At 29.6% G+C, this 20,176-nt stretch carries 16 protein-coding genes and 1 tRNA gene; 9 read left to right on the top strand and 8 right to left on the bottom strand.

The features are described from left to right. Positions 1 to 40: 40 nt before the first annotated feature. The 3 genes from RSC72_RS09675 to RSC72_RS09665 form a co-directional block, all read right to left on the bottom strand. A complete protein-coding gene (locus tag RSC72_RS09675; RefSeq protein WP_332544523.1) occupies positions 41 to 487 on the bottom strand; it encodes a lipocalin family protein in 447 nt (148 codons plus the stop codon). Between the two features lie 141 nt (positions 488 to 628). Continuing rightward, complete coding sequence (locus tag RSC72_RS09670; RefSeq protein ID WP_332544525.1) at positions 629 to 1,072, bottom strand: lipocalin family protein; 444 nt, start codon at positions 1,070 to 1,072, stop codon at positions 629 to 631. 76 nt (positions 1,073 to 1,148) lie between these two features. Further along, complete coding sequence (locus RSC72_RS09665) at positions 1,149 to 3,287, bottom strand: TonB-dependent receptor (RefSeq protein ID WP_332544526.1); 2,139 nt, start codon at positions 3,285 to 3,287, stop codon at positions 1,149 to 1,151. Positions 3,288 to 3,805: 518 nt separating this feature from the next. On the opposite strand from RSC72_RS09665, the gene RSC72_RS09660 reads away from it, so the two are divergent. Both RSC72_RS09660 and RSC72_RS09655 read left to right on the top strand, forming a co-directional pair. Continuing rightward, the gene (locus RSC72_RS09660; RefSeq protein WP_332544527.1) at positions 3,806 to 5,629 is read left to right on the top strand and encodes a hypothetical protein; all 1,824 of its coding nucleotides are present in this window, start codon (positions 3,806 to 3,808) and stop codon (positions 5,627 to 5,629) included. Beyond that, positions 5,626 to 6,801: a hypothetical protein gene (locus RSC72_RS09655; RefSeq protein WP_332544529.1), complete on the top strand. Its 1,176-nt coding sequence runs from the start codon at positions 5,626 to 5,628 to the stop codon at positions 6,799 to 6,801. The genes RSC72_RS09660 and RSC72_RS09655 overlap by 4 nt, the downstream gene beginning before the upstream one ends. A gap of 657 nt (positions 6,802 to 7,458) precedes the next feature. Here RSC72_RS09655 and RSC72_RS09650 read toward each other — a convergent pair. Beyond that, positions 7,459 to 8,400, bottom strand: a complete 942-nt coding sequence (locus RSC72_RS09650) for an endonuclease/exonuclease/phosphatase family protein (protein WP_332544531.1) — start codon at positions 8,398 to 8,400, stop codon at positions 7,459 to 7,461. Between the two features lie 62 nt (positions 8,401 to 8,462). On the opposite strand from RSC72_RS09650, the gene RSC72_RS09645 reads away from it, so the two are divergent. From RSC72_RS09645 to RSC72_RS09635, 3 genes are all read left to right on the top strand, one after another. After that, positions 8,463 to 9,593, top strand: coding sequence for a 5-(carboxyamino)imidazole ribonucleotide synthase (locus RSC72_RS09645; RefSeq protein ID WP_332544532.1), 1,131 nt, complete (start codon positions 8,463 to 8,465; stop codon positions 9,591 to 9,593). Between the two features lie 5 nt (positions 9,594 to 9,598). After that, entirely contained in the window at positions 9,599 to 10,102 is a 504-nt protein-coding gene (gene purE, locus RSC72_RS09640; protein WP_332544533.1) for a 5-(carboxyamino)imidazole ribonucleotide mutase, read from the top strand. Positions 10,103 to 10,230: 128 nt separating this feature from the next. After that, a complete protein-coding gene (locus tag RSC72_RS09635; protein WP_332544535.1) occupies positions 10,231 to 11,415 on the top strand; it encodes an AlbA family DNA-binding domain-containing protein in 1,185 nt (394 codons plus the stop codon). A gap of 160 nt (positions 11,416 to 11,575) precedes the next feature. On the opposite strand, the gene RSC72_RS09630 is transcribed toward RSC72_RS09635, so the two are convergent. From RSC72_RS09630 to RSC72_RS09620, 3 genes are all read right to left on the bottom strand, one after another. Next, positions 11,576 to 13,738 carry a peptidylprolyl isomerase gene (locus RSC72_RS09630; RefSeq protein WP_332544536.1) on the bottom strand — a complete coding sequence of 721 codons (2,163 nt, stop codon included), beginning with the start codon at positions 13,736 to 13,738 and terminating at the stop codon, positions 11,576 to 11,578. A gap of 113 nt (positions 13,739 to 13,851) precedes the next feature. Further along, positions 13,852 to 14,424, bottom strand: coding sequence for an LPS export ABC transporter periplasmic protein LptC (gene lptC / locus RSC72_RS09625; RefSeq protein WP_332578484.1), 573 nt, complete (start codon positions 14,422 to 14,424; stop codon positions 13,852 to 13,854). 32 nt (positions 14,425 to 14,456) lie between these two features. Continuing rightward, positions 14,457 to 15,731: an OmpP1/FadL family transporter gene (locus RSC72_RS09620; RefSeq protein ID WP_332544540.1), complete on the bottom strand. Its 1,275-nt coding sequence runs from the start codon at positions 15,729 to 15,731 to the stop codon at positions 14,457 to 14,459. 247 nt (positions 15,732 to 15,978) lie between these two features. Between RSC72_RS09620 and RSC72_RS09615 the strand changes: the two genes are divergently transcribed. Then, a tRNA-Phe gene (locus RSC72_RS09615) sits at positions 15,979 to 16,051 on the top strand. Between the two features lie 166 nt (positions 16,052 to 16,217). Here RSC72_RS09615 and RSC72_RS09610 read toward each other — a convergent pair. Beyond that, positions 16,218 to 18,482 (bottom strand): aconitate hydratase, encoded by a 2,265-nt coding sequence (locus RSC72_RS09610; RefSeq protein WP_332545000.1) that lies wholly within the window; start codon positions 18,480 to 18,482, stop codon positions 16,218 to 16,220. 364 nt (positions 18,483 to 18,846) lie between these two features. Here RSC72_RS09610 and RSC72_RS09605 point away from each other — a divergent pair, with 364 nt between their 5' ends. Genes RSC72_RS09605 through RSC72_RS09595 form a run of 3 tightly spaced genes read left to right on the top strand, consistent with a single transcriptional unit; the run spans position 18,847 to position 20,162 of the window. Then, positions 18,847 to 19,221 (top strand): hypothetical protein, encoded by a 375-nt coding sequence (locus RSC72_RS09605; protein WP_332545001.1) that lies wholly within the window; start codon positions 18,847 to 18,849, stop codon positions 19,219 to 19,221. 5 nt (positions 19,222 to 19,226) lie between these two features. Continuing rightward, positions 19,227 to 19,607 (top strand): hypothetical protein, encoded by a 381-nt coding sequence (locus tag RSC72_RS09600; protein WP_332545002.1) that lies wholly within the window; start codon positions 19,227 to 19,229, stop codon positions 19,605 to 19,607. 3 nt (positions 19,608 to 19,610) lie between these two features. After that, on the top strand, positions 19,611 to 20,162 hold the full coding sequence (locus RSC72_RS09595) for a hypothetical protein (protein ID WP_332545003.1): 552 nt from the start codon (positions 19,611 to 19,613) through the stop codon (positions 20,160 to 20,162). The last annotated feature ends 14 nt before the right edge of the window (positions 20,163 to 20,176 follow it).

The following is a 20,176-nucleotide window of genomic DNA, read 5'->3' as shown; positions in this document are numbered from 1 at the left end:
AATTAATATAAAAAATAAACCTGAAATTTATTTTTTATATCTATTCTCTACGTAAAATATCATAGCTAATAGTGTTTGCTATTTTTTCGAAATTCTTATCTGTATCTACAATTTTTTTATCAAGAAATGTTTCGAAAGTTATCGTTTTATCTTCATTAATTTTTACAATTCTTTCTTCTAAAATAGAATCATCAATGTAAAATTGTATTCTATTATCAACTATTCTCCAAAGAGTCAATCGAGGTTCACTTGGACTACAACTCCCCGTTTTACCTTCCACATAATTATAAATTGCATAATTATTATCCCAAATCGTATAATTTCTCATTAATCTACAATCATCAAAATTTTTAGAAACTTTTTTACCGTTTTCATAAAAACCAGCTTCTTGCAATTTCCAAAAACCAATTACATTTTCTGGTTTCAATTGCTGTGAAAACATTTTTGCAGAAAATAATAGAACTAGAATTAAAATTAATTTCTTCATAAGATTAGGTATATTTTGTAAAAAGATTACTGTAAAAGTAAAAATTTTGAATGATTATTAATAGAATAAACCTTACTTAATCTAAAAGTAAATTATTATTCTGATACAAATAAAAAGCCCGAGAAATCTCGGGCTTCTATTTTATTTAATAAATGTTGCTATAATTTTATAATCAATCTTTCCATCAGAGTTATAATCTTCTTCACCTACTAACAACATTTTATTAGAAGAAATTTCTTGTATCTTCAACTTCGCTTCTTCTTCATGATCAATTAAATATCCATTTTCTATACTATACTTCCCTCCGTAAATTTCATTTTCACACGTGTTTGTATTAGAATTTTCCGAATATTCATCAGTCTTATATGTTTTATCTGCATTATAAGTCGTAGTAGATTTTTTCTCACAATTATCAGGAAAATATACTTCATCCTTTTCTCCTTCTTCTTGATAAACAATTTTCTCTAATTTCCATGTTCCTAAAATTTTCTCTTCGTTAGAATTTCCAGAATCATCATCATTGTTACAACTCATCAAACCGAAGGTTGTAAAAGAAAGCGCTAGTACGCAGAATATTTTTTTCATATTACTGTAATTTAAATTGTTAATACAGCAAAAATAGAATTATTCTTTAATAAAAAAAACAACTACACATAATAGATTAAAATCTTATTCCAATTCCTGCTAAAATATTAAAACCAGCTTGTGGATAATAATTTGCTCCTTCGTAATAAAATCCATTCGATTCGTATTCAACATCAAACAAATTATTCATCAAAAACGAAAATTGTAAATTTTTAATTCCTTTTACATTTGGCTTATATTGAATTAACATATCCGAAACCAAATAACTGCTCAACTTACCATCAGCAGGTTCTGTATTTGATAAATATTGTTCGCCAACATATTTGTTTGTCAAATTAATTAGAACATTTTTTATTGGAAAAATCTCAAAACCAAAAGCAGAAATCACATCAGGAGAAAGCGCAATTTTTGTTTTACCATAAGCTTTTATAGATGAATTTCCTGCTTCATCCCAAACTTCTTCTTGGTAATTTTTATGTTTATTTTGACTAAATGTTATATTTCCAAAGACATTTAATCTATTCGGAATAATTTTATAATTCGCATCAAATTCTACGCCTGCTCTATAACTACTTCCCGAATTTTCTCGTATTGGTGTTCCTACATCATTCAATCTTCCTGTCGGAACCAGCTGATTTCTATAATCCATGTAATATAAATTCGCGCTCATAGAAAAACGTCCCGATTTTTTATAACCAAATTCATAATCTTGTAAAAATTCTTCCTTTGGTTTCTGTCCATTATTCTCATAATCTACACGTAAAGGTTCACGCTGTGAAATTCCGTAAGAAGCATACAAAGTATTGGTTGGATTAATCTTGAAATTTACTCCAGCTTTCGGGTTTACAAAATTGAATGTATCGGAAAAAGGTCTAAATTCATCACTAATATTTTCTCCATTAGGTAAATATTTCGCATCATAATCTACATAACGATACTGTAAATCGCCAAAAATTTCAAACTTATTTAACTGATACAATACTTTTGCATAAGCAGCAATTTGTTTTTTCACAGATCTATTGTTATAATATTTATACGATTTATTTGTCCAATTATAACTTTTCATCCAAACTACATTTCCATAGTGATCACCATCATATTCATTTGCAGATAAACCAAAAAACACTTTAAAGTTGTTTAATTTTTGATTTTCAACTTCTAAATTAAATCCATAAAAATCATTATCCAACCATTCTTGTTTTACGAGATCTGTACGTTTATCTCCTAAAGATTCTAATTTATAATCTTTTAATTTCGCTTTATTTTTATAGCTCTCGTAATAACCTTTCCCTTTTGTATAATGAACGGTAAAATTTGATTTCCAATTGTTCCCAAAATCTTGTAACCACGACAAAAAATAATGATTTTGTTGATAGTTATCAGTTTGATTTTTATAAAAATCTATTACTTCTCCATCATCATTTTTAATTTCTCCAGACGTATTATATCTCCGGTTTTTATCTAACGTTTCTTGATTAATTCCATTCCAAGCTTGATAAGTTTGTTCTTTTCCAAACATATTCTGAAATCTGAACTTTGTTTTCTCGTTCAATTCATATAATGCAGTTACATCATACGAAATCAAATCTGCCCAAGATCTATCAATATATCCATCAGAATCTATTTTAGAAAAACGAGCATCTATACTTAATTTATTATCAAGTATTTTACCCGTACCAGCCTGAACTGTATATTTTTGCGTTTTAAAATTCCCGAAAGAAATATTAGCTTCTCCAAAAGGAGTTGTAGACGGATTTTGTGATTCAATATTTATACTTGCTCCAAATGAAGCCATTCCGTTAGACGAAGTCCCTACACCACGTTGTATTAATATTGAATTTGTAGACGAAGCTAAATCAGGCATATTTACCCAAAAAACACCTTGCGATTCAGCGTTATTCAATGGAACGCCATTTAGTGTTACATTAATAGACTGTTCATTAAGTCCTCTAATTTTTAGTGAAGAATAACCTATTCCAGTACCAGTATCTGTAGTTGTTGTTACTGAAGTCGCCGAATTAAGTAATGATGGTACATCTTGCCCTAAATTCTTTTTCTGAAGAATTTTTCTTGTTACTTTCTCAACTGTAATGGGTAATTTCTCTGTAATAGAGACTTCTTGTAGATTAATTTCTTCCTTTTGGATAGAATCTTTTTCTTGTGCATACAGAATTGATGCACCAAACATTGACAATAAAAAAATCGACCTTTTCATAATTTATATAAAATATTATGAAAGGAGCCATCTTACACTTTTAAAATTTATGCGCGTATGTAATTTGGTGAAAACCATTTCCCTTAGCAGCATTACCCGCCCAGGTTCATTGGGTGTAATCTCAGCCTTACAATAAAGTAAAGCACCCCTTTCGATTGAAGCTCAAAATTACACTTTTTTTTTAATTAACAAGTTTGTAAATAAATATATGTAACGTATTTTTGTAAATATTTGAGCAAAAAAAAAACCTTCCGGTAGGTATGCCGAAGGTTTTTTTTAGGTTTGGTAATAAGAGGTAATTGATTTTTTAAATGATCAATTGGTTTAGGTTTGGTTGGTAATGTATAGGTTTAGATTTTTATTGGTTAATAATCTGATACAAATAAAAGGCGATTTTTATACACTCCAAAAAAAAACACATTTCATAGTGTCTACATAAAAAAAATAAATGTCTACAACTTGTCTACATTATTTTTTTAACTACCTTTATACCTTTATTATTAATGCTTTAGCATAACATGACAAATCATAATTTTATTAGAAAATTAGAGAAAAAAGCGATTTTTTTTCTGTTTTTTATTTTTTCAACTTCATTATTTTCTCAAATAAACATTGACGAGCAGTTAATAACTATTAAAAAAGATATTACTGACAGTAAATTTGATGTTGCAAAACAAAAATTAGATCAATTATTAAGAGATAATCAAAACAATAGTCTTAATAAAGTTAAAATATACACTAGTTATTCGAGTTTGTTTAGTTCTCAAAATAATTTTTCTGATGCATTTTACTATACAAATTTATCTAAACAAATATCAGAAAAAACGGAAACAAAACTAGACGACGCTTACACAAACTATTCATTTTCTATGATTTACACAAATAATCAGGAATATGACAAAACAATTGAGTTTGCCAATTTAGCGTTGAAAAATCTTAAAAAATATCCTTCAGAGAATATATTGTATGTTAATATATACTTAATAATGGCTTATACTCATTCAACAAATGGGATATACAGTGAACAGTACGAGAATTATATACAAAATGCTTTGGCTTATGCGATAAAGTCTAATGACCCGACACTACTAGAGTCGGCACATTCCAACTCTATGTTAATGTATTTTCATAAATATAATAAAACAAAAAGTCATACTGACCTAGATAATGTTTTTTTACAAGCAGAAACAACATTAGGCTATATAAAAAAATTTGAACATAAGATACCCTCAAAAAATAAAGCAATGTTATACAATAACTTAGCTTCTATAATCAATAGTTTTCCTTATAAAAATTTATCTCCAACAGAAAGATATAATTTAGCCGAAAGTTATCTAAATGAAGCATTTAAGCTGTTAAAGACGTATAAAAATAATTTTATTACGGCAACTTGTTATATAACTTTTGGTGAAATACAAGAAAATAAAGGAAATATAAAACTGGCCGAAGAGAGTTATTTAAAAGCTTATCCTTTTATAAAAACACAATCTGTCACAAGTGATATTGTAACTTTATTTGATTTATCTCAATTATTATCTGCCTTTTATGAAAAAACCAATCAAACTGATAAAGCATTAAAGTACAACAAAGAGTCCTTGCAATATATGCAAACTGCTTACGAAAAAACTTTAGAAAATAAACGAAAGTTTCTTGAAGCGTATTACGACTTAGAAAATAAAAATCAAGAAATCAAACAATTAGAAGAAAAGAATAAAATCTATACAAGACAAAGAATACTTTACATTGGTATTATCTCTTTGGCATTGGCTGGATTGGTTTTTCTAACTTATTTGATCCGTTACAGACATAAACTAAATAAACAAAAAACGGACTTATTAGAGTCTGAAAAAATAGAATCTGAACTTACTTTACAATTAGAGAAAGAAGAAAAAGCCAGACTTAAGGCAGAAAAAGATTTGGCAGAAATACAACAAGAACATTCTCAGAAGCAAGCTTTGGCGGTATCTATACAGCTAAATCATAAAAATACTTTTATCAATGAATTAAAAGAAAAAGTAAAAGATGAAAAAAGTATAAATATTGATCGATTTTTGAAAGATGAAAAAATAGTTGATAATAATTTTGATGACTTGAATAATACAATTCAAAATGTACATCCCAATTTTTTCAAAAAGCTAGCGTCAGTTTCAAAAAACAAATTGTCAAATCAAGATTTAAAATACGCAACGTACATTTATCTAAACATGGATAATCAACGAATTGCAACTTTATTAAAAGTAGAATCAAAAACTGTTAGAATGACGAAATATCGTCTGAAACAGAAAATTGGATTACAAAAAGAAGATAGTTTAACCGATTTCATTCAAAATCTAGACTTATGATGATAAAAGTTATATCAAAATATTATTTTGCATTTATATTATTCAACACAATATTATGCTATTCTCAGGAAGTACAATCGAATAATACAAGCAATACATCATTTCAGAAAGAATTTAATAACTATGATTTATTTTTTCAAGATAATAAATTTGATGAAGCTATTAAGACTATGTTAAAAGTTTCAAATTCGAAAAATGAATTGGAGCAAGTTGTAGCTTATGCTAATTTAGCAGATGCTTATTTACAGAAAAAAGATTATAACTTATCTAATTTATATCTTAATAAAACTAAAGTAATTGCAGAAAGTACAAAATCTAAAATTGATGATGCGTATTATTATCAAGTAAAAGGTAGAATTTTTTATCGAAAACAACAGAATGAGGAAGCTATAAAAAATTTATTAAAGTCAATAAAAATTCTCGAAAATGAATCGAATCAAGATATTATGCTTGGTTATAATTATTATTATTTAACTTCTATACAATCAAGAATTAGAATTTATTCGGAAGATTATAAAAGATATAGCCAAAAAAATATTGAATACGCCTTAAAATCAAAAAATTTACAATTAATTTTACTGTCTTACATAGAACAATCTTTATTTTATGAGGCAGCTTATGTAAAGTTTAATCGTAAAAAAGATTTAGAATCTTTATTTTATTATTCAGAAAATTTAGTCGATTTAGTTAACAAAAATATCACTAAAGGACTTATTTCTAAACGTATAAGCATAATGGTTTTTAATAATTCGGCAAGTTTTATTAATAATTTTCCTTATAAAAATTACTCTAATATTCAACGAGCAAAAATTGCTGAAGAGCAAGTTTTGAAAGGAATAAAAGTCGCTAAATTAGAAAAAACAGATTCGGATTTGTTGGGAGTTTGTTATTTAACATATGGTGAAATTCAGAGTTCTCTTGGAAATTTACAATTAACAGAAAAATATTATTTAGATGCTTACAAATTAATAAATCAAATAACAGATATCTATATTCGTAAGATTATTGTCCAATATATTTCTGATTTATACAAAAAAACAAATAAAATGGATTTGGCTTATGAGTATAAAGAAAAAGAATATAAATACTCTAAAGAATCTTATGAACAACTTTTAGTTGATAAAAATAAATATTTAGAAGCTTATTACAATACCGAACAAAAAAATCTATAAATAAAACAATTAGAAGAAAAAAATAAAATCTATAACAAACAAAAGTTCTTATATATAGGAATCATTACTTTAGCAATTGCAGGACTAATTTTTCTTATCTATTTAATTCGTTACAAACACAAGCTGAATAAGCAAAAAACAGACTTATTAGTATCAGAAAAAAATGAAACCGAGTTAACTTTACAATTAGAAAAAGAAGAAAAAGCTCGACTAAAAGCCGAACAAGAATTAAATTCGCTACAACAAGAACAATTACAAAAAACAGCTTTAGCAACGTCTTTACAACTTGACAAAAAGAATTCTTTTATCAACGAATTAAAAGAAAAAGCAAAAGAAGAAAAAAATATACATCTTGATAGAATCTTTAAAGATGAACGACTTGTTGATGAGGAATTTAATGAAATAAAAAATATCTCTCAGGAAGTTCATCCCAATTTTTTCAAGAAAATAAATGAAATTTCTAAGAGTAAATTAACCAATTTAGATCTTAAATATGCAGCATATATTTACATCGGACTAGATAATCAGAAAATTTCAACTTTACTAAAAGTTGAACCAAAAACTGTCCGAATGAGTAAATATCGCCTTAAACAAAAAATTGGTTTAGATAAAGAAGATGATTTACAATCTTTTATACAAAACTTAAAACTGTAATAATTATTCAATTTTAAGTTCTGCAACAATCGGAAAATGATCAGATTTAATATCTTTTCCACGATAAAAATTCGTTACCTTAATTGGCTTCGAAACCCAACATTGATCGATGTTTGTTCTCAGAATAGGAATCATTGCATTCCACGAATTATTCAATCCAAAACCAGAACGAGCATCTTTCATTTTATCCGATTGTACCAATTTGAAATTTGGCGAATAAACAGTCGAATTCAAATCTCCAATCAATATAATATTTGTAGTTATAGATTCATCAATTTCTTGTTTCATCAACTCAAATTGTTTATTTCTACGCTCAAATCTTGCTTGATTCGGTAATGGCGGAACTGGATGTGTCGCCAAAACTGTAACTAACTTACCGTCTACAAGAAAATCAGCTAAAATAGAAGGATGCATCGCGTCTACATAATTTTTTGTAGACACTTTAACAAATGGTTTTTTAGAATAAATTGCAATTCCGAAATTATTCTCACGTACTTCTTCTTTATAATATGGATATTCTTTTCGGACAAATTCTACATGCTTTTGCCAAGCTGGCGTCAATTCTTGCAAAACAAGCATATCTGCTTTCTCTTCGTTCAAATATTCTTTCAGATATTTATAATCATCATTTCCAGAGTAAATATTAATCGAAATAATTTTAAAATTAGATTGTTCGCCTTTTGCGTTTTCTCCAAAATAGAAATTTCCCATATTTTGATACACAACGTAAGGAATTATGAACAATGGAAGTAAGAAAAATGCATTCTTTTTCTCTTGTTTACGGATAGAATAATTATAAATCAAACATAAAAAAAAAGCAATAATTAATGCGTAAACTGAATAATGCACCAACATATCAAACACAAAATAGTTGTAAAAACTTTTTCCTGCCAAATAAATTCCTACAAACACAAAAAATAAAATTTTACTCCATTTTGTTAACATCTCTTCAATAGTTTTTTAATTCTTGTAAAAATAGAAATTATATTATTCATTAACTTCGCAATATGATAAAAATCGGAATTATAGGAGGAGGACAATTAGGCTATATGTTTTTGCAAAATGCATTGCAATATCCTTGCGAGTTAAGTATTTTAGATCCGGCTGCTGATACACCTTGCGCGCCACATGCTCATCATTTTGTACAAGGCGATTTCAAAGATTATGACACGGTTGTAGAATTTGGAAAAAACTTAGATGCAATCGGAATTGAGATAGAACATGTAAATGTAGAGGCATTGCGTTATCTAAAATCTATCGGAAAGCGTGTTGTTCCAGATCCTGAAGCTTTGGCAATTATTCAAGATAAAGGTGTTCAGAAAGAATTTTATGTGAAAAATAATATTCCGACAGCACCGTATTTTGTGTTGGATAATTGGGAAGATTTTAAATCTAAACAAGATGTAAACTATCCAATTTTTCAGAAATCTCGTCGAGATGGTTATGACGGAAAAGGCGTTCAGTTCCTAAAATCTGAAGCCGATTTGGATAAAATGTTGCAAGCACCTTCAATTTTCGAAACGCCTGCCGATTTAGATCGTGAAATTGCTGTAGTTACAGTTGCCGATCATTTAGGAAATATCATCACTTATCCAACCGTAGAATTTATCATTAATGAAGAATATAATTTGTTAGATTATCTCTTGATGCCTTCTACTCTATCAAAAGAAGTGACAGATCGTGCAGAACAAATTGCGCGTGATGTGGTAAAAGGTTTAAATTCTCCAGGTGTTTTTGCAGTTGAATTATTCTTGAACAAAGATCAATCGCTTTGGGTAAACGAAACCGCTTCTCGCGTTCATAACTCTGGACATTCTACTATAGAAGCGGCTTATTCTTCTCAATTTGACCAAATGTTACGAACTTTGATGCAATTACCACTTGGTTCTACAAAATTGTTTACAACTTCTGCAATGGTTAATTTAATTGGTGCTGAAGGTGAAACTGGACAAGCTGAAATAGAAAATATTGAAGAATTATTAACTATTCCGGGAACATTTTTGCATTGGTATGCGAAAACAATTACAAAACCTGGTCGTAAAATGGGTCATGTAACCTTGGTTAATGATGATTTAGAACAATTAAAACAAAACATAAAACAAGTTAACGCAACGGTGAAAGTCGTGGCAAAAAAGTAACAACTATGGTCGGAATAATAATGGGAAGTGATAGCGATTTACCTATCATGAAACAAGCTGCGGAGGTATTAACTGAACTAAATATACCTTATGAATTAACAATCGTTTCGGCGCATCGCACACCAGAACGTATGTTTGAGTATGCAAAAACGGCACATCAACGTGGAATAAATGTTATTATAGCTGGAGCTGGTGGAGCAGCACATTTACCAGGAATGGTAGCATCTATAACGCCACTTCCTGTGGTTGGAGTTCCGATAAAATCATCAAATTCTATAGATGGTTGGGATTCTATTTTATCTATTTTACAAATGCCAAATGGAATTCCCGTTGCAACTGTTGCCGTGAATGCAGCAAAGAATGCAGGAATCCTTGCAGCGCGTATTTTAGGTGCTACAAACACTACAATTCAGCAACAAATGGTAGATTACCAAAATGATTTACAAAAAGCTGTAGAAGCTAAAATTGAAATTGTGAAAGGTGAATATCCGAATGGATTTGATAAGTAAGTTTTAATCTGTCCAAGTTTTTAGATTCGGTCAACATCAAACGTTTTTTATTAACAAATCATTAGGTCAAATTAAGAATTAAAACAATTGGAAGATAATTTATAAATTAGTAAGAAATTATTACTGATATGAATCAACATCTAATTGATCTAATTTTATATGAAAATGAAAATACAAGTTTAGATTTTAAAAAAACTGAATATAGAAAAGAGAATTACGAAGAATTTTTAAAAGATATTATTTCATTTGCAAATGCAAATAGTAAAGGGATAAAATACATTATTATAGGTGTTAAAGATCAATCTGATGGAGAAAGATTATTTTTCAATGTAGATTCAATAACTGATGACGCTATATTTCAACAATTAGTATCATCTAATATAGAGCCTGAAATTAATTTTAAATATTATCCATTTCAATACGATGAAAAAACCTTCGGAATTTTCGAAATTTCAGAAACTATCGATAAACCTTATATGATGAAAAAATCGAAAGGAAAATTATTAGAAGGTCACTCTTTTATTAGAAAAGGTTCATCAACAAAAAATTTATGCCGAGCAGATTTAGATCATATTTTTAATAATAAATCAGAAAACATTTCAAAAGATATTGCTATTTCATTATTTGAAGATAGAATTTTAAAGGAAGCAGAAATAGAATTAAAAATTTCTATATCACCTTCAACTCGAAGAGCTAACAAATTGAATAAGTTAATTGAATCAAAGAAAAAAACACTTGATGAGTTTCCAATTAAATTTTCAGCTCCAAGTTGGATGAAATCACATGGAGGTTTTAACCAAATTGATGATGAAGATAAAAGTATTACTGAATTAGAAGATGAATTAGAGAGTGTTAAAGAGTTATATAACGAAAATGATAATTACTTTTTTAAAGAAAAAAACGCTCAAAAATTAAATTTTTATATTAATAATTCAAGTTCTGTTTTTTTAGAAGAAGTATCTGTAGAAATATTTATTAAAAAATCAGATAATTATTTAATATTAGAAAAGAAAGTACCAGAACCATATGTATATGATATTACTAATGTTTTAAATAGGACTATACCAATAGATTATGATAGGATTAATTATCCAGATGTTAGATTAACAAACAACGGCTATAAAATTAGAGTAGATATTGACACTGTTAAACATCATTTACCAAAAAAAATTCTAAAAGTTCCATTACGTATGGTTCTATTTAATCATAATAAATTAGAATACGAAGTAGAATTCATAATTTTTGCAAAAAATTTAAAAACTCCTGTTAAAGACAAAATTAAAGTTAAATATATTTATAATGAAGAAATCTAATTAGAGTACTGTGTATCAGATGCTATACTTATAAATAATGTAACATATTAAATTATATTCTGATAAATCTAAATTTATTTTATCTACAATAAACCAAAAACTCCCAAATCTTTCGATTTGGGAGTTTTTTATGAAGTGAGATTTTATCTCCTTTAGAATTTTATCTTGTTAAAGCTCTGTCACGGTTATCTACAACATCAGCAGCCTGAATTAATGACTGTAATAATGTTTGTTGAAATTTACCTTGTAATTGACGATTTAAGTTATCTAAAATCATCGCTCCTTTTTGATTTTTCTGAATTTGTTGATTTGTTGGAATAATGTAGAAAACTCCTGCATTACCAGCAATCGCTTTAGAAGATGTATTTGGTTTTACACCAAAAGCAGCTCCTACAACACGAGGCTCTAAACCAACTCCTGTTAAATTAGAGTTTGAAAAGTTAACTGTTGCGTTTCCTTTTTTTGCTCCGAATTTAGATACAAAAGCATTTAATCCTCCATTTGCAATTTGCTCATCAATCAATTTCGATACTTTTTCTTGTAATAAAACTGGTTCTACAAATTTACGAACAACACTTGGTGCAGCAAGACCTTTATCAAACTTCTCTACCAAATGAACCACAATGTAGTCACCAGTTGTAGACGTAAATAAATTTGTTGCTCCAGCATCAGTTTTCTTATCAAACGCCCATTTTAAGATATCAGAATCTTGATCGTTTGGTATATCTTGCCCAATTCCAGCATAACGCTCGATACCTTCGGTTGTATTATTTAAATAACCTCCTTTTTTGGCTGCATTTTTAAAATCATTTAAAGACTTTCCTTCAATTGCCTGAACATAAGTTCTTGCATTTGTAAAAGCTTTTTCTGTTGTCGCTTTAGAAGGATCAATACGCTTAACAATATTTGCAACTTGATAAGCTACTTTATTTTTCGCGTCATCTACTTTGATAATATGATAACCAAACTGAGATTCTACTAAATCTATTGTACCTACTGGTTTTGTAAAGATAAATCCGTTGTAAGTTTGATCTAATTGATTGTTTTTACCAACCCAACCAATGCTTCCTTTTTGTACAGCAGAAGATTTATCGTCAGATTTTGTTGCTGCTACATCTCCAAAAGATGCAGGGTTTGCTTTTACTTGAGCTAAAATTTCTTCAGCTAATTTTTTTGCTTCAGCTTTTGTTCTTTTTACTCCTTTACCAGCTGCACTTCCTTCAAAAGCAACTAAGATATGACTAGATTTCACAGAATCTTTAACTTCTTTCGATTTAGAGATTTTGTATAATTGGTATGTATCAGCTACTTTAAATGGTCCTCCTATTTGACCTACTGTTGCGTTTTTGAAATACGCATTAATCTCTGGTGTTAACTGAGATTGTGCTAATTCTTCTTTTGTAAAATAATTAGAGATAAATGGTTTCTCAGAATTTTGAGTTACATAAGCTGAATCATTTTTAGCAGCTCCAAATCCTTGAATTGTATCTGTAATATTATTTACATCATCATGGATAATTTGAGTTGACAAGTATTTTTTGATATTAGCTAAAGCAACTGCATCATCAGCAGTAGAAGCTCCGGCAGGGAAATAAGTATAACTTAATTTCACTAAACCTTCTGCTTTAAACAATTTTGGGTATTTTGCTTCGTATGCAGAAATTTCGTCATCCGTTACTTTTACATTTAACTTTTTAGCTAAAGTTGTATAATCTAAAAATGCATATTGTATGTTAGCATTAGAGATATTATAACCTTGTTGTATATCTGCTTCTTTGTTTGTAACCGCTGTACCAGCCATTACATAACCAAAATATTTTTGAGATAATAATTGTATTTTTATTTGTTCTGCAGTTTGCAACCAACCTCTATATTGTTGTTGCGCTTCTGGAGTTGCTGCAGCATTTGCTTCTAATTGAGCAATTTGTTGTTGTGCTTCTTCACCAGAACCTAGACCAAAATTTTGTGCCACATAGCTCCAAAACTCATCATCAGAAACTTTTAAACCTAATTTTTCTGCATGTTGTTTCAATACTTTTTGGCTAATTAAACTGTTCCAAGTTTGTTGTGCTATTTGGTTTGGAGTTGCAGGTTTTCCTTGATTTTCGTACATACTTTGTGTTGCATCGTACGCACTTTGATATTCTGCTATACCAATTGTTTCTCCGTTAACTGTACCTACTACAGACGGATCTCCTGTAAATAATTGTTTTATTTTTGAGTTTTCTCCGAATAAATCTCCTGCAACGAAAGCTAACATTGCAATACCGATTACCACGAAGATAAGCCAAGTTTTTTTACGAATTTCTCCTAAAACTGCCATTGTTTTATTTTAATGTTATTTCTATAATAGGTGGCGAAAATACGACAATACATTGAATAATAAAATAGAAGAAGCGACAAGAACGCGCTTTTTTGTTAATTTTTTTAACTGATTTAGAATTTTTGATTGTCATCAACATACATATATCCTTGATTGTTGAATAATGTATAATTTTCTAAATCATCTGTAGACTGCAAGCCGTTTTTCGCTGTTAACGAATCACCTTTACTACTAATTAAGTAAACTTCTTTCGATGTATAAACCGTTTTTTTAACTTTATTCCAAAATAATTGTTCGCTTTTCAACGAATCACCTTTTTCATTTACAATTACGACGTTTCCTTTTCCTTCGTAAATTCCAGTTGCATCACTCAACCTTGCCCAATCTGCTTTGAAAAATCCTGGCTTTTGACTTCCTTTTTGATAGAAATCAAGATTCAATCCTTTTCTAAAAATGGTATAAGGCGAATCGACCAAAGTATATTCTTCGATCAATGGTGAACGCAAATTAATAGATACTCTACCCGAATCTTTAAAAATAATGTTTGCATTAATTAAGCTTCGCGTAGGAAAATCTACCTTTTTGGAATGATTAGTTTTAGGAACATCTCTGTTACATGAAAAAAGCAAAACGAAAATGCCTATTATTCCACATAATATGCTCGGTTTGTATTTAAACATTTTCATTTGTCTTTTTTCTTATTAATTGACTATTATAATTAGTCAATAACTCTTTTTCTGAACCAGATATCATTAATATCAAATCCAAGTTTAACTCCAAAGTAATTTTCTTTAATTAGGTTACTTGTTGCTTTTCCTTTTTGTCCATATTCAAATGAAACATTCATCATCGATGCATCGTTTTGTTTTCCTATTGGAAGTCCAAATCCTAATGTTGCTCCATACGACGTAATATCTGTTCCATAAATAGAATATTGTGCTGATTGATAATATGCACCTGCACGATAAATTACACGATTAAAATAGCTTTTGTAACTATTGTAATCTGGTATCCAATATCCACCAACACCCAAACGTACATTGTTTTTATAATCTACATTAGATGTCATCGATGTGTTTTCACCTTCGATTGGTTTTTTGAAATCAGACCAAGTATTATATTTTGCCTCTATTGCTAACGACCATGTATTGTCTTTAGAGTAAGATGCTCCTAATGCAAACGTTTGTGGTATTTTTGTTTTACCATTATCAATACGTTTAATATTTATTGTATCTACTGTTGATCCTACAAATGCATACGTTGTTGTTAAATCTGTAACATCTGTTCTCAAATTAGTTCCTAAAGTATAAGTTGCTCCCAAATTTAAGTTATTTGATTTACCAACTTTTTTCGTATACATAGAACCTAACGTAAATTGTGCGCCTCTATAATTAGATTTATCACTGTAATCTACAGCCAAACTTGCTCCATCTAAAGCTAAGATTTCGTTACGTTTTAATTCTCCGAATAAATAGTTTACACGAAGACCTACAGAAAATCCTTTTCCTAATTTACGTCCATAAAAAGCATGTAGGCTATTAATACCTCCTTCACCTTTCATACTAACATTTTGTTTTAAATCTCCTTTCGTCGAGCTACTTAAAATTTCGTAACCTAATCCCGAAAATGGTTGAAAACCTAATCCAAAACTTCCTTTTTCACCAACTGGAAATGCTAACGAAATATTCGAAACATTAAAACTTGATGAATTGTCGCTACCTGTAGATGATTTGAAACTGTTGTTTCTTCCACTTCCACTTGCGTTAAAAGTTGTCATGCGCAAATTTTGATTTGCTGCAGGATTAGAGAAGTTAGCACTTTGACCAAACGGATTGGTTGGAACTGTCGAAATACCGCCCATACCGGCTTGCTCTGTATTATTATCAAATAATTGTTCTCCTAATCCATAAGCAGAATAAGGGGATACCGTTACTGTTTGAGCTTTAATTGTTACCACGCTTAATAGTGATAAACTGCAAATAATCCACTTCATTATAAATGTATAATAGAATTCTAAGACGCAAATATGATGATTTGTTGCGAATTGGAAAAATTACAACGCAAAAATGCGCTGTTAATTATCTATTAAAATAAAAAAAAACTTAATTTTTACGTTTATCTAAAATAATTTTAAATTTATTTATCGGTAAATGAACAAGATAGCTTTTATGATAAAAAAATCTTTCTTATTTTATTTGGTAGAATAGATTTTCGCTCTATATTTGCATCACAATTAAGGCGGTGCCTTAGCTCAGTTGGTAGAGCAAAGGACTGAAAATCCTTGTGTCCCTGGTTCGATTCCTGGAGGCACCACTGCTTAAAACCTCAATCATTTATTTGATTGAGGTTTTTTTTTATTCTAAATTTTTACAATATTTTTTTTTATTTAAGCTCGCAATTCAAATATATAATATCAAAAATTAAAAAACCGATATATTTCTACATCGGTTTTGTTTTATAAATGAATTAAATCTAACGATTAAACTTCTTGTGCTTTAATCAAATTCAATGCAGAACCTGCTTTAAACCACTCAATTTGTTGTGCATTATAGGTATGATTTGCTAAAATAATCTCTTTAGAACCATCTGCATGTACAAATTCTAGTGTTAATGGTTTTTCTGGTGCAAATTCCGTTAAATCTAAGAAATTGATTGTATCATCTTCTTGTACTTTATCATAATCTGCTTTATCAGCAAATGTTAATCCTAACATTCCTTGTTTTTTAAGGTTTGTTTCGTGAATACGAGCAAAAGAACGAACCAAAACAGCTACAGAACCTAAATGACGTGGTTGCATTGCTGCATGTTCACGAGAAGATCCTTCTCCATAATTTTCATCACCAACTATTATTGTAGGAACATTTGCAGCTTTATATGCACGTGCTGTATTTGGCACTGGACCATATTCGCCTGTTAATTGATTTTTAACCGAATTTACTTCTTGATTAAATGCATTTACAGCACCAATTAAAGTATTGTTCGAAATATTATCTAAATGACCACGGAATCGTAACCAAGGACCAGCCATAGAAATATGGTCAGTTGTACATTTACCAAACGCTTTGATTAATAATTTAGCGCCCGTGATATTTTCACCATTCCAAGGTTTAAAACCTTCTAATAATTGCAAACGTTCAGAATTTGGATTAACAACAACTTCTACTTTAGAACCATCTTCTACAGCAGCTTGATATCCGTTATCTTCATAAGCATAACCTTTTTGAGGTAATTCTTCTCCTTTTGGAGCATCTAACATAACTTCTACTCCATCTTTGTTAACTAATTTATCAGTTAATGGATTAAAATCTAAACGTCCTGAAATTGCGATTGCAGCAACCATTTCTGGCGATGTAACAAAAGCGTATGTATTTGGGTTACCATCTGCACGTTTTTTAAAATTACGATTGAATGAGTGAACGATTGTATTTTTTTCTTCTTTATCCGCACCTTCTCTATCCCATTGTCCAATACAAGGTCCACAAGCATTTGTAAAGATAACTGCATTCAAATCTTCAAAGGTTTTCAATAAACCATCGCGATCCGCAGTATAACGAACAACTTCAGATCCTGGATTAATACCAAAAGATGATTTCACTTCTAAACCTTTATCAATTGCTTGTTGAGCGATAGAAGCCGCGCGTGTTAAATCTTCATAAGAAGAATTCGTACAAGAACCAATCAGTCCCCATTCTACATCTAATGGCCAACCGTTAGCTGCTGCTGTTTCTTTCATCTTAGAAACTGGTGTCATTAAATCTGGAGTAAATGGTCCATTAAGACGAGGTTCTAACTCAGATAAATTAATTTCGATTAATTGATCATAGAAATTTTCTGGATTTGCATATACTTCGTCATCAGAACGTAAATAAGCTTTTAATTTATTTGCTTCATCCGCAACATCATTACGATCTGTAGCTCTTAAATATCTTTCTGATGCATCATCGTAAGCAAATATAGATGTTGTTGCACCAATTTCTGCTCCCATGTTACAAATTGTTCCTTTTCCTGTTGCAGATAAAGATTCTGCTCCTTCTCCAAAGTATTCTACAATTGCACCAGTACCACCTTTTACAGTTAAGCGACCTGCAACTTCTAAAATTATATCTTTAGAAGCAGCCCATCCAGATAATTTACCTGTTAATTTAACACCAATTAATTTTGGCATTTTCAATTCCCAAGCCATACCTGCCATTACATCAACTGCATCGGCACCACCAACTCCAATAGCTACCATTCCAAGTCCACCAGCGTTTGGTGTATGAGAATCTGTACCAATCATCATTCCTCCAGGAAATGCATAATTTTCTAAAACGACTTGATGAATAATACCGGCTCCTGGTTTCCAGAAACCAATTCCATATTTATTAGAAACTGATTCTAAAAAATTAAAAACTTCCGATGATTTATTAATTGCTTCATGTAAATCTGCTTTCGCACCAACTTTTGCTTGAATTAAGTGATCACAATGAACCGTAGACGGAACTGCAGTTTTCACTTTACCTGCTTGCATAAATTGTAATAACGCCATTTGAGCAGTTGCATCTTGCATTGCAACACGATCTGGCGCAAAATCTACATAAGATTCCCCTCTTGTGTATGCTACAGCAGGTTTACCATCAAACAAGTGCGCATATAAAATTTTTTCTGAGTAAGTTAAAGGACGACCAACAATTGTTCTAGCCGTATCAACACGTTCTTGCATTCTTGCGTAAACGCCTTTAATCATATCTATATCAAATGCCATAATAATTGGTTTTATTTTTTTTAAAAATATTCAAAAAATACACAACAATTTAGTTATTATTTTTCTAAACGAAGGTTAATATTTGTTAAGATATTTAATTTAAAATGATTCTAACTAAATGGTTTATGAATTTAATCAATATTACTTTCAAGCATATCCATACAAAATTGAAACTTTTTAATTTTTAATTCATAAAAGAATGTCAACCAAAATAATTGATTACAAAAAAGACGAAAAATCTGTAGTCATTTTGTAGACATATAAAAAAAATAGAGTAGCAACTATGTAGTATCCAAAACTTCTGGTTAATAGTTTTAAAAATTCATCTTTGTTAAAGAAATAACCAATAAAATAATCTCGCAAAATGTTCATCATTACCTCTACAACAAAGTATGAATATCTTTTGGCTACAGAAGATATTCCTTTCAAATCTAAAGATGGAAATCCACTTAAAATGGACATTTGTCAAGGTTATGCAGCGATGTTTTTTGGAAAAATCCCTTCTAATCCTTTGGGAAAAAAATATGCATATGTATATGAAACGACAACGAAAAGAATGTTATCATTAGACGAATGGACACCTGAAATTAAAAATTATTTTGAGCAAAGAAAGTCTGCTTACAAACTACCTTTTAAGTATAGATTTGGGTGGATTTATATCATTTTGGGGCTTTTCCTTCTTATTGTTTTACTATTCGCAGGACTTTTAACTTACTTAATGTTAATCACAAAAAAATAAATATTATGGGAAATTTAGAACAGAACAACAGAAGCTTGTATACATACGATGGAAGTGCACAAAACAACAAAGAAGAAGTGCAAAAATTAAAACAATTTAGCCAATCTCGGGTGATGATTTATGGACTTGTTGTACTCTTTTTTGTTTTTGTATCCGTAAGAACTTTTCTGAAAATTACGAGTTTAGAAAAACTGTATCCAAATGCAATTCCAGAAGAAATAATGAACGCATCGTTTAACAACCAAACCGCGTACGACCTTTATTCTAGCATCGGAAAATGGGGTTTTGTTGGTGCATTTTTACTTTTATCAATCATCGTTTTTCTTTTTATGATTAATCCGCATTTAAAAAACATAAAAGAATACAATCAATTTCTTAAAAAATAAATTATGAAAAAGTACATCCTGTTCATTTTAATGAATCTCGCCGTAATTTCTTGTCAAAATAATGGCGTAAATCCTCAAAAAACATTTGAAGTTTTAGGTTTAAGTTTAAACAAAATTCCATACAAATTCAGTCAACATTTCAAAGAAATCCGGGCACAGTATAAAAATGGTTCTTTAACCTATGTTACGAAAGATAACCAAGTAAAAAAAGGCGTTTCAGCAGAAGAATATGTTCAGAATATGTATCCAAGTATGTTCGATAAAGAAATTGAAGCCATTAATAATCTAAAAGTTAACGACGAAACTCGACCAATGCAAGCAGCGTCTTTAGACGTTTTCAATTATTCTAAAGAAGTTTACGAAACCGATATGTTGCGCATTGCAAAAATGATTGACGAAGGAAAAAGTGATCAAGAAATAGATGCTGCGATAGAAGAATTACAAAATACAAAAGGAGATATTATTGATGAAAAATTCAATAAAGCACACGATTTGGTATTTCCTTATGCCGATAAGAATGGAATTGAATATGATATTTTGGAATATCCAAACTAAAAAAATTACAGCTA

The sequence above is a fragment of the Algoriella sp. genome (genome assembly GCF_036647415.1).
Classification (GTDB): domain Bacteria; phylum Bacteroidota; class Bacteroidia; order Flavobacteriales; family Weeksellaceae; genus Empedobacter.
Note: the sequence above shows the minus strand (reverse complement) of the source record. Positions and strands in the feature narration are given on the sequence as shown.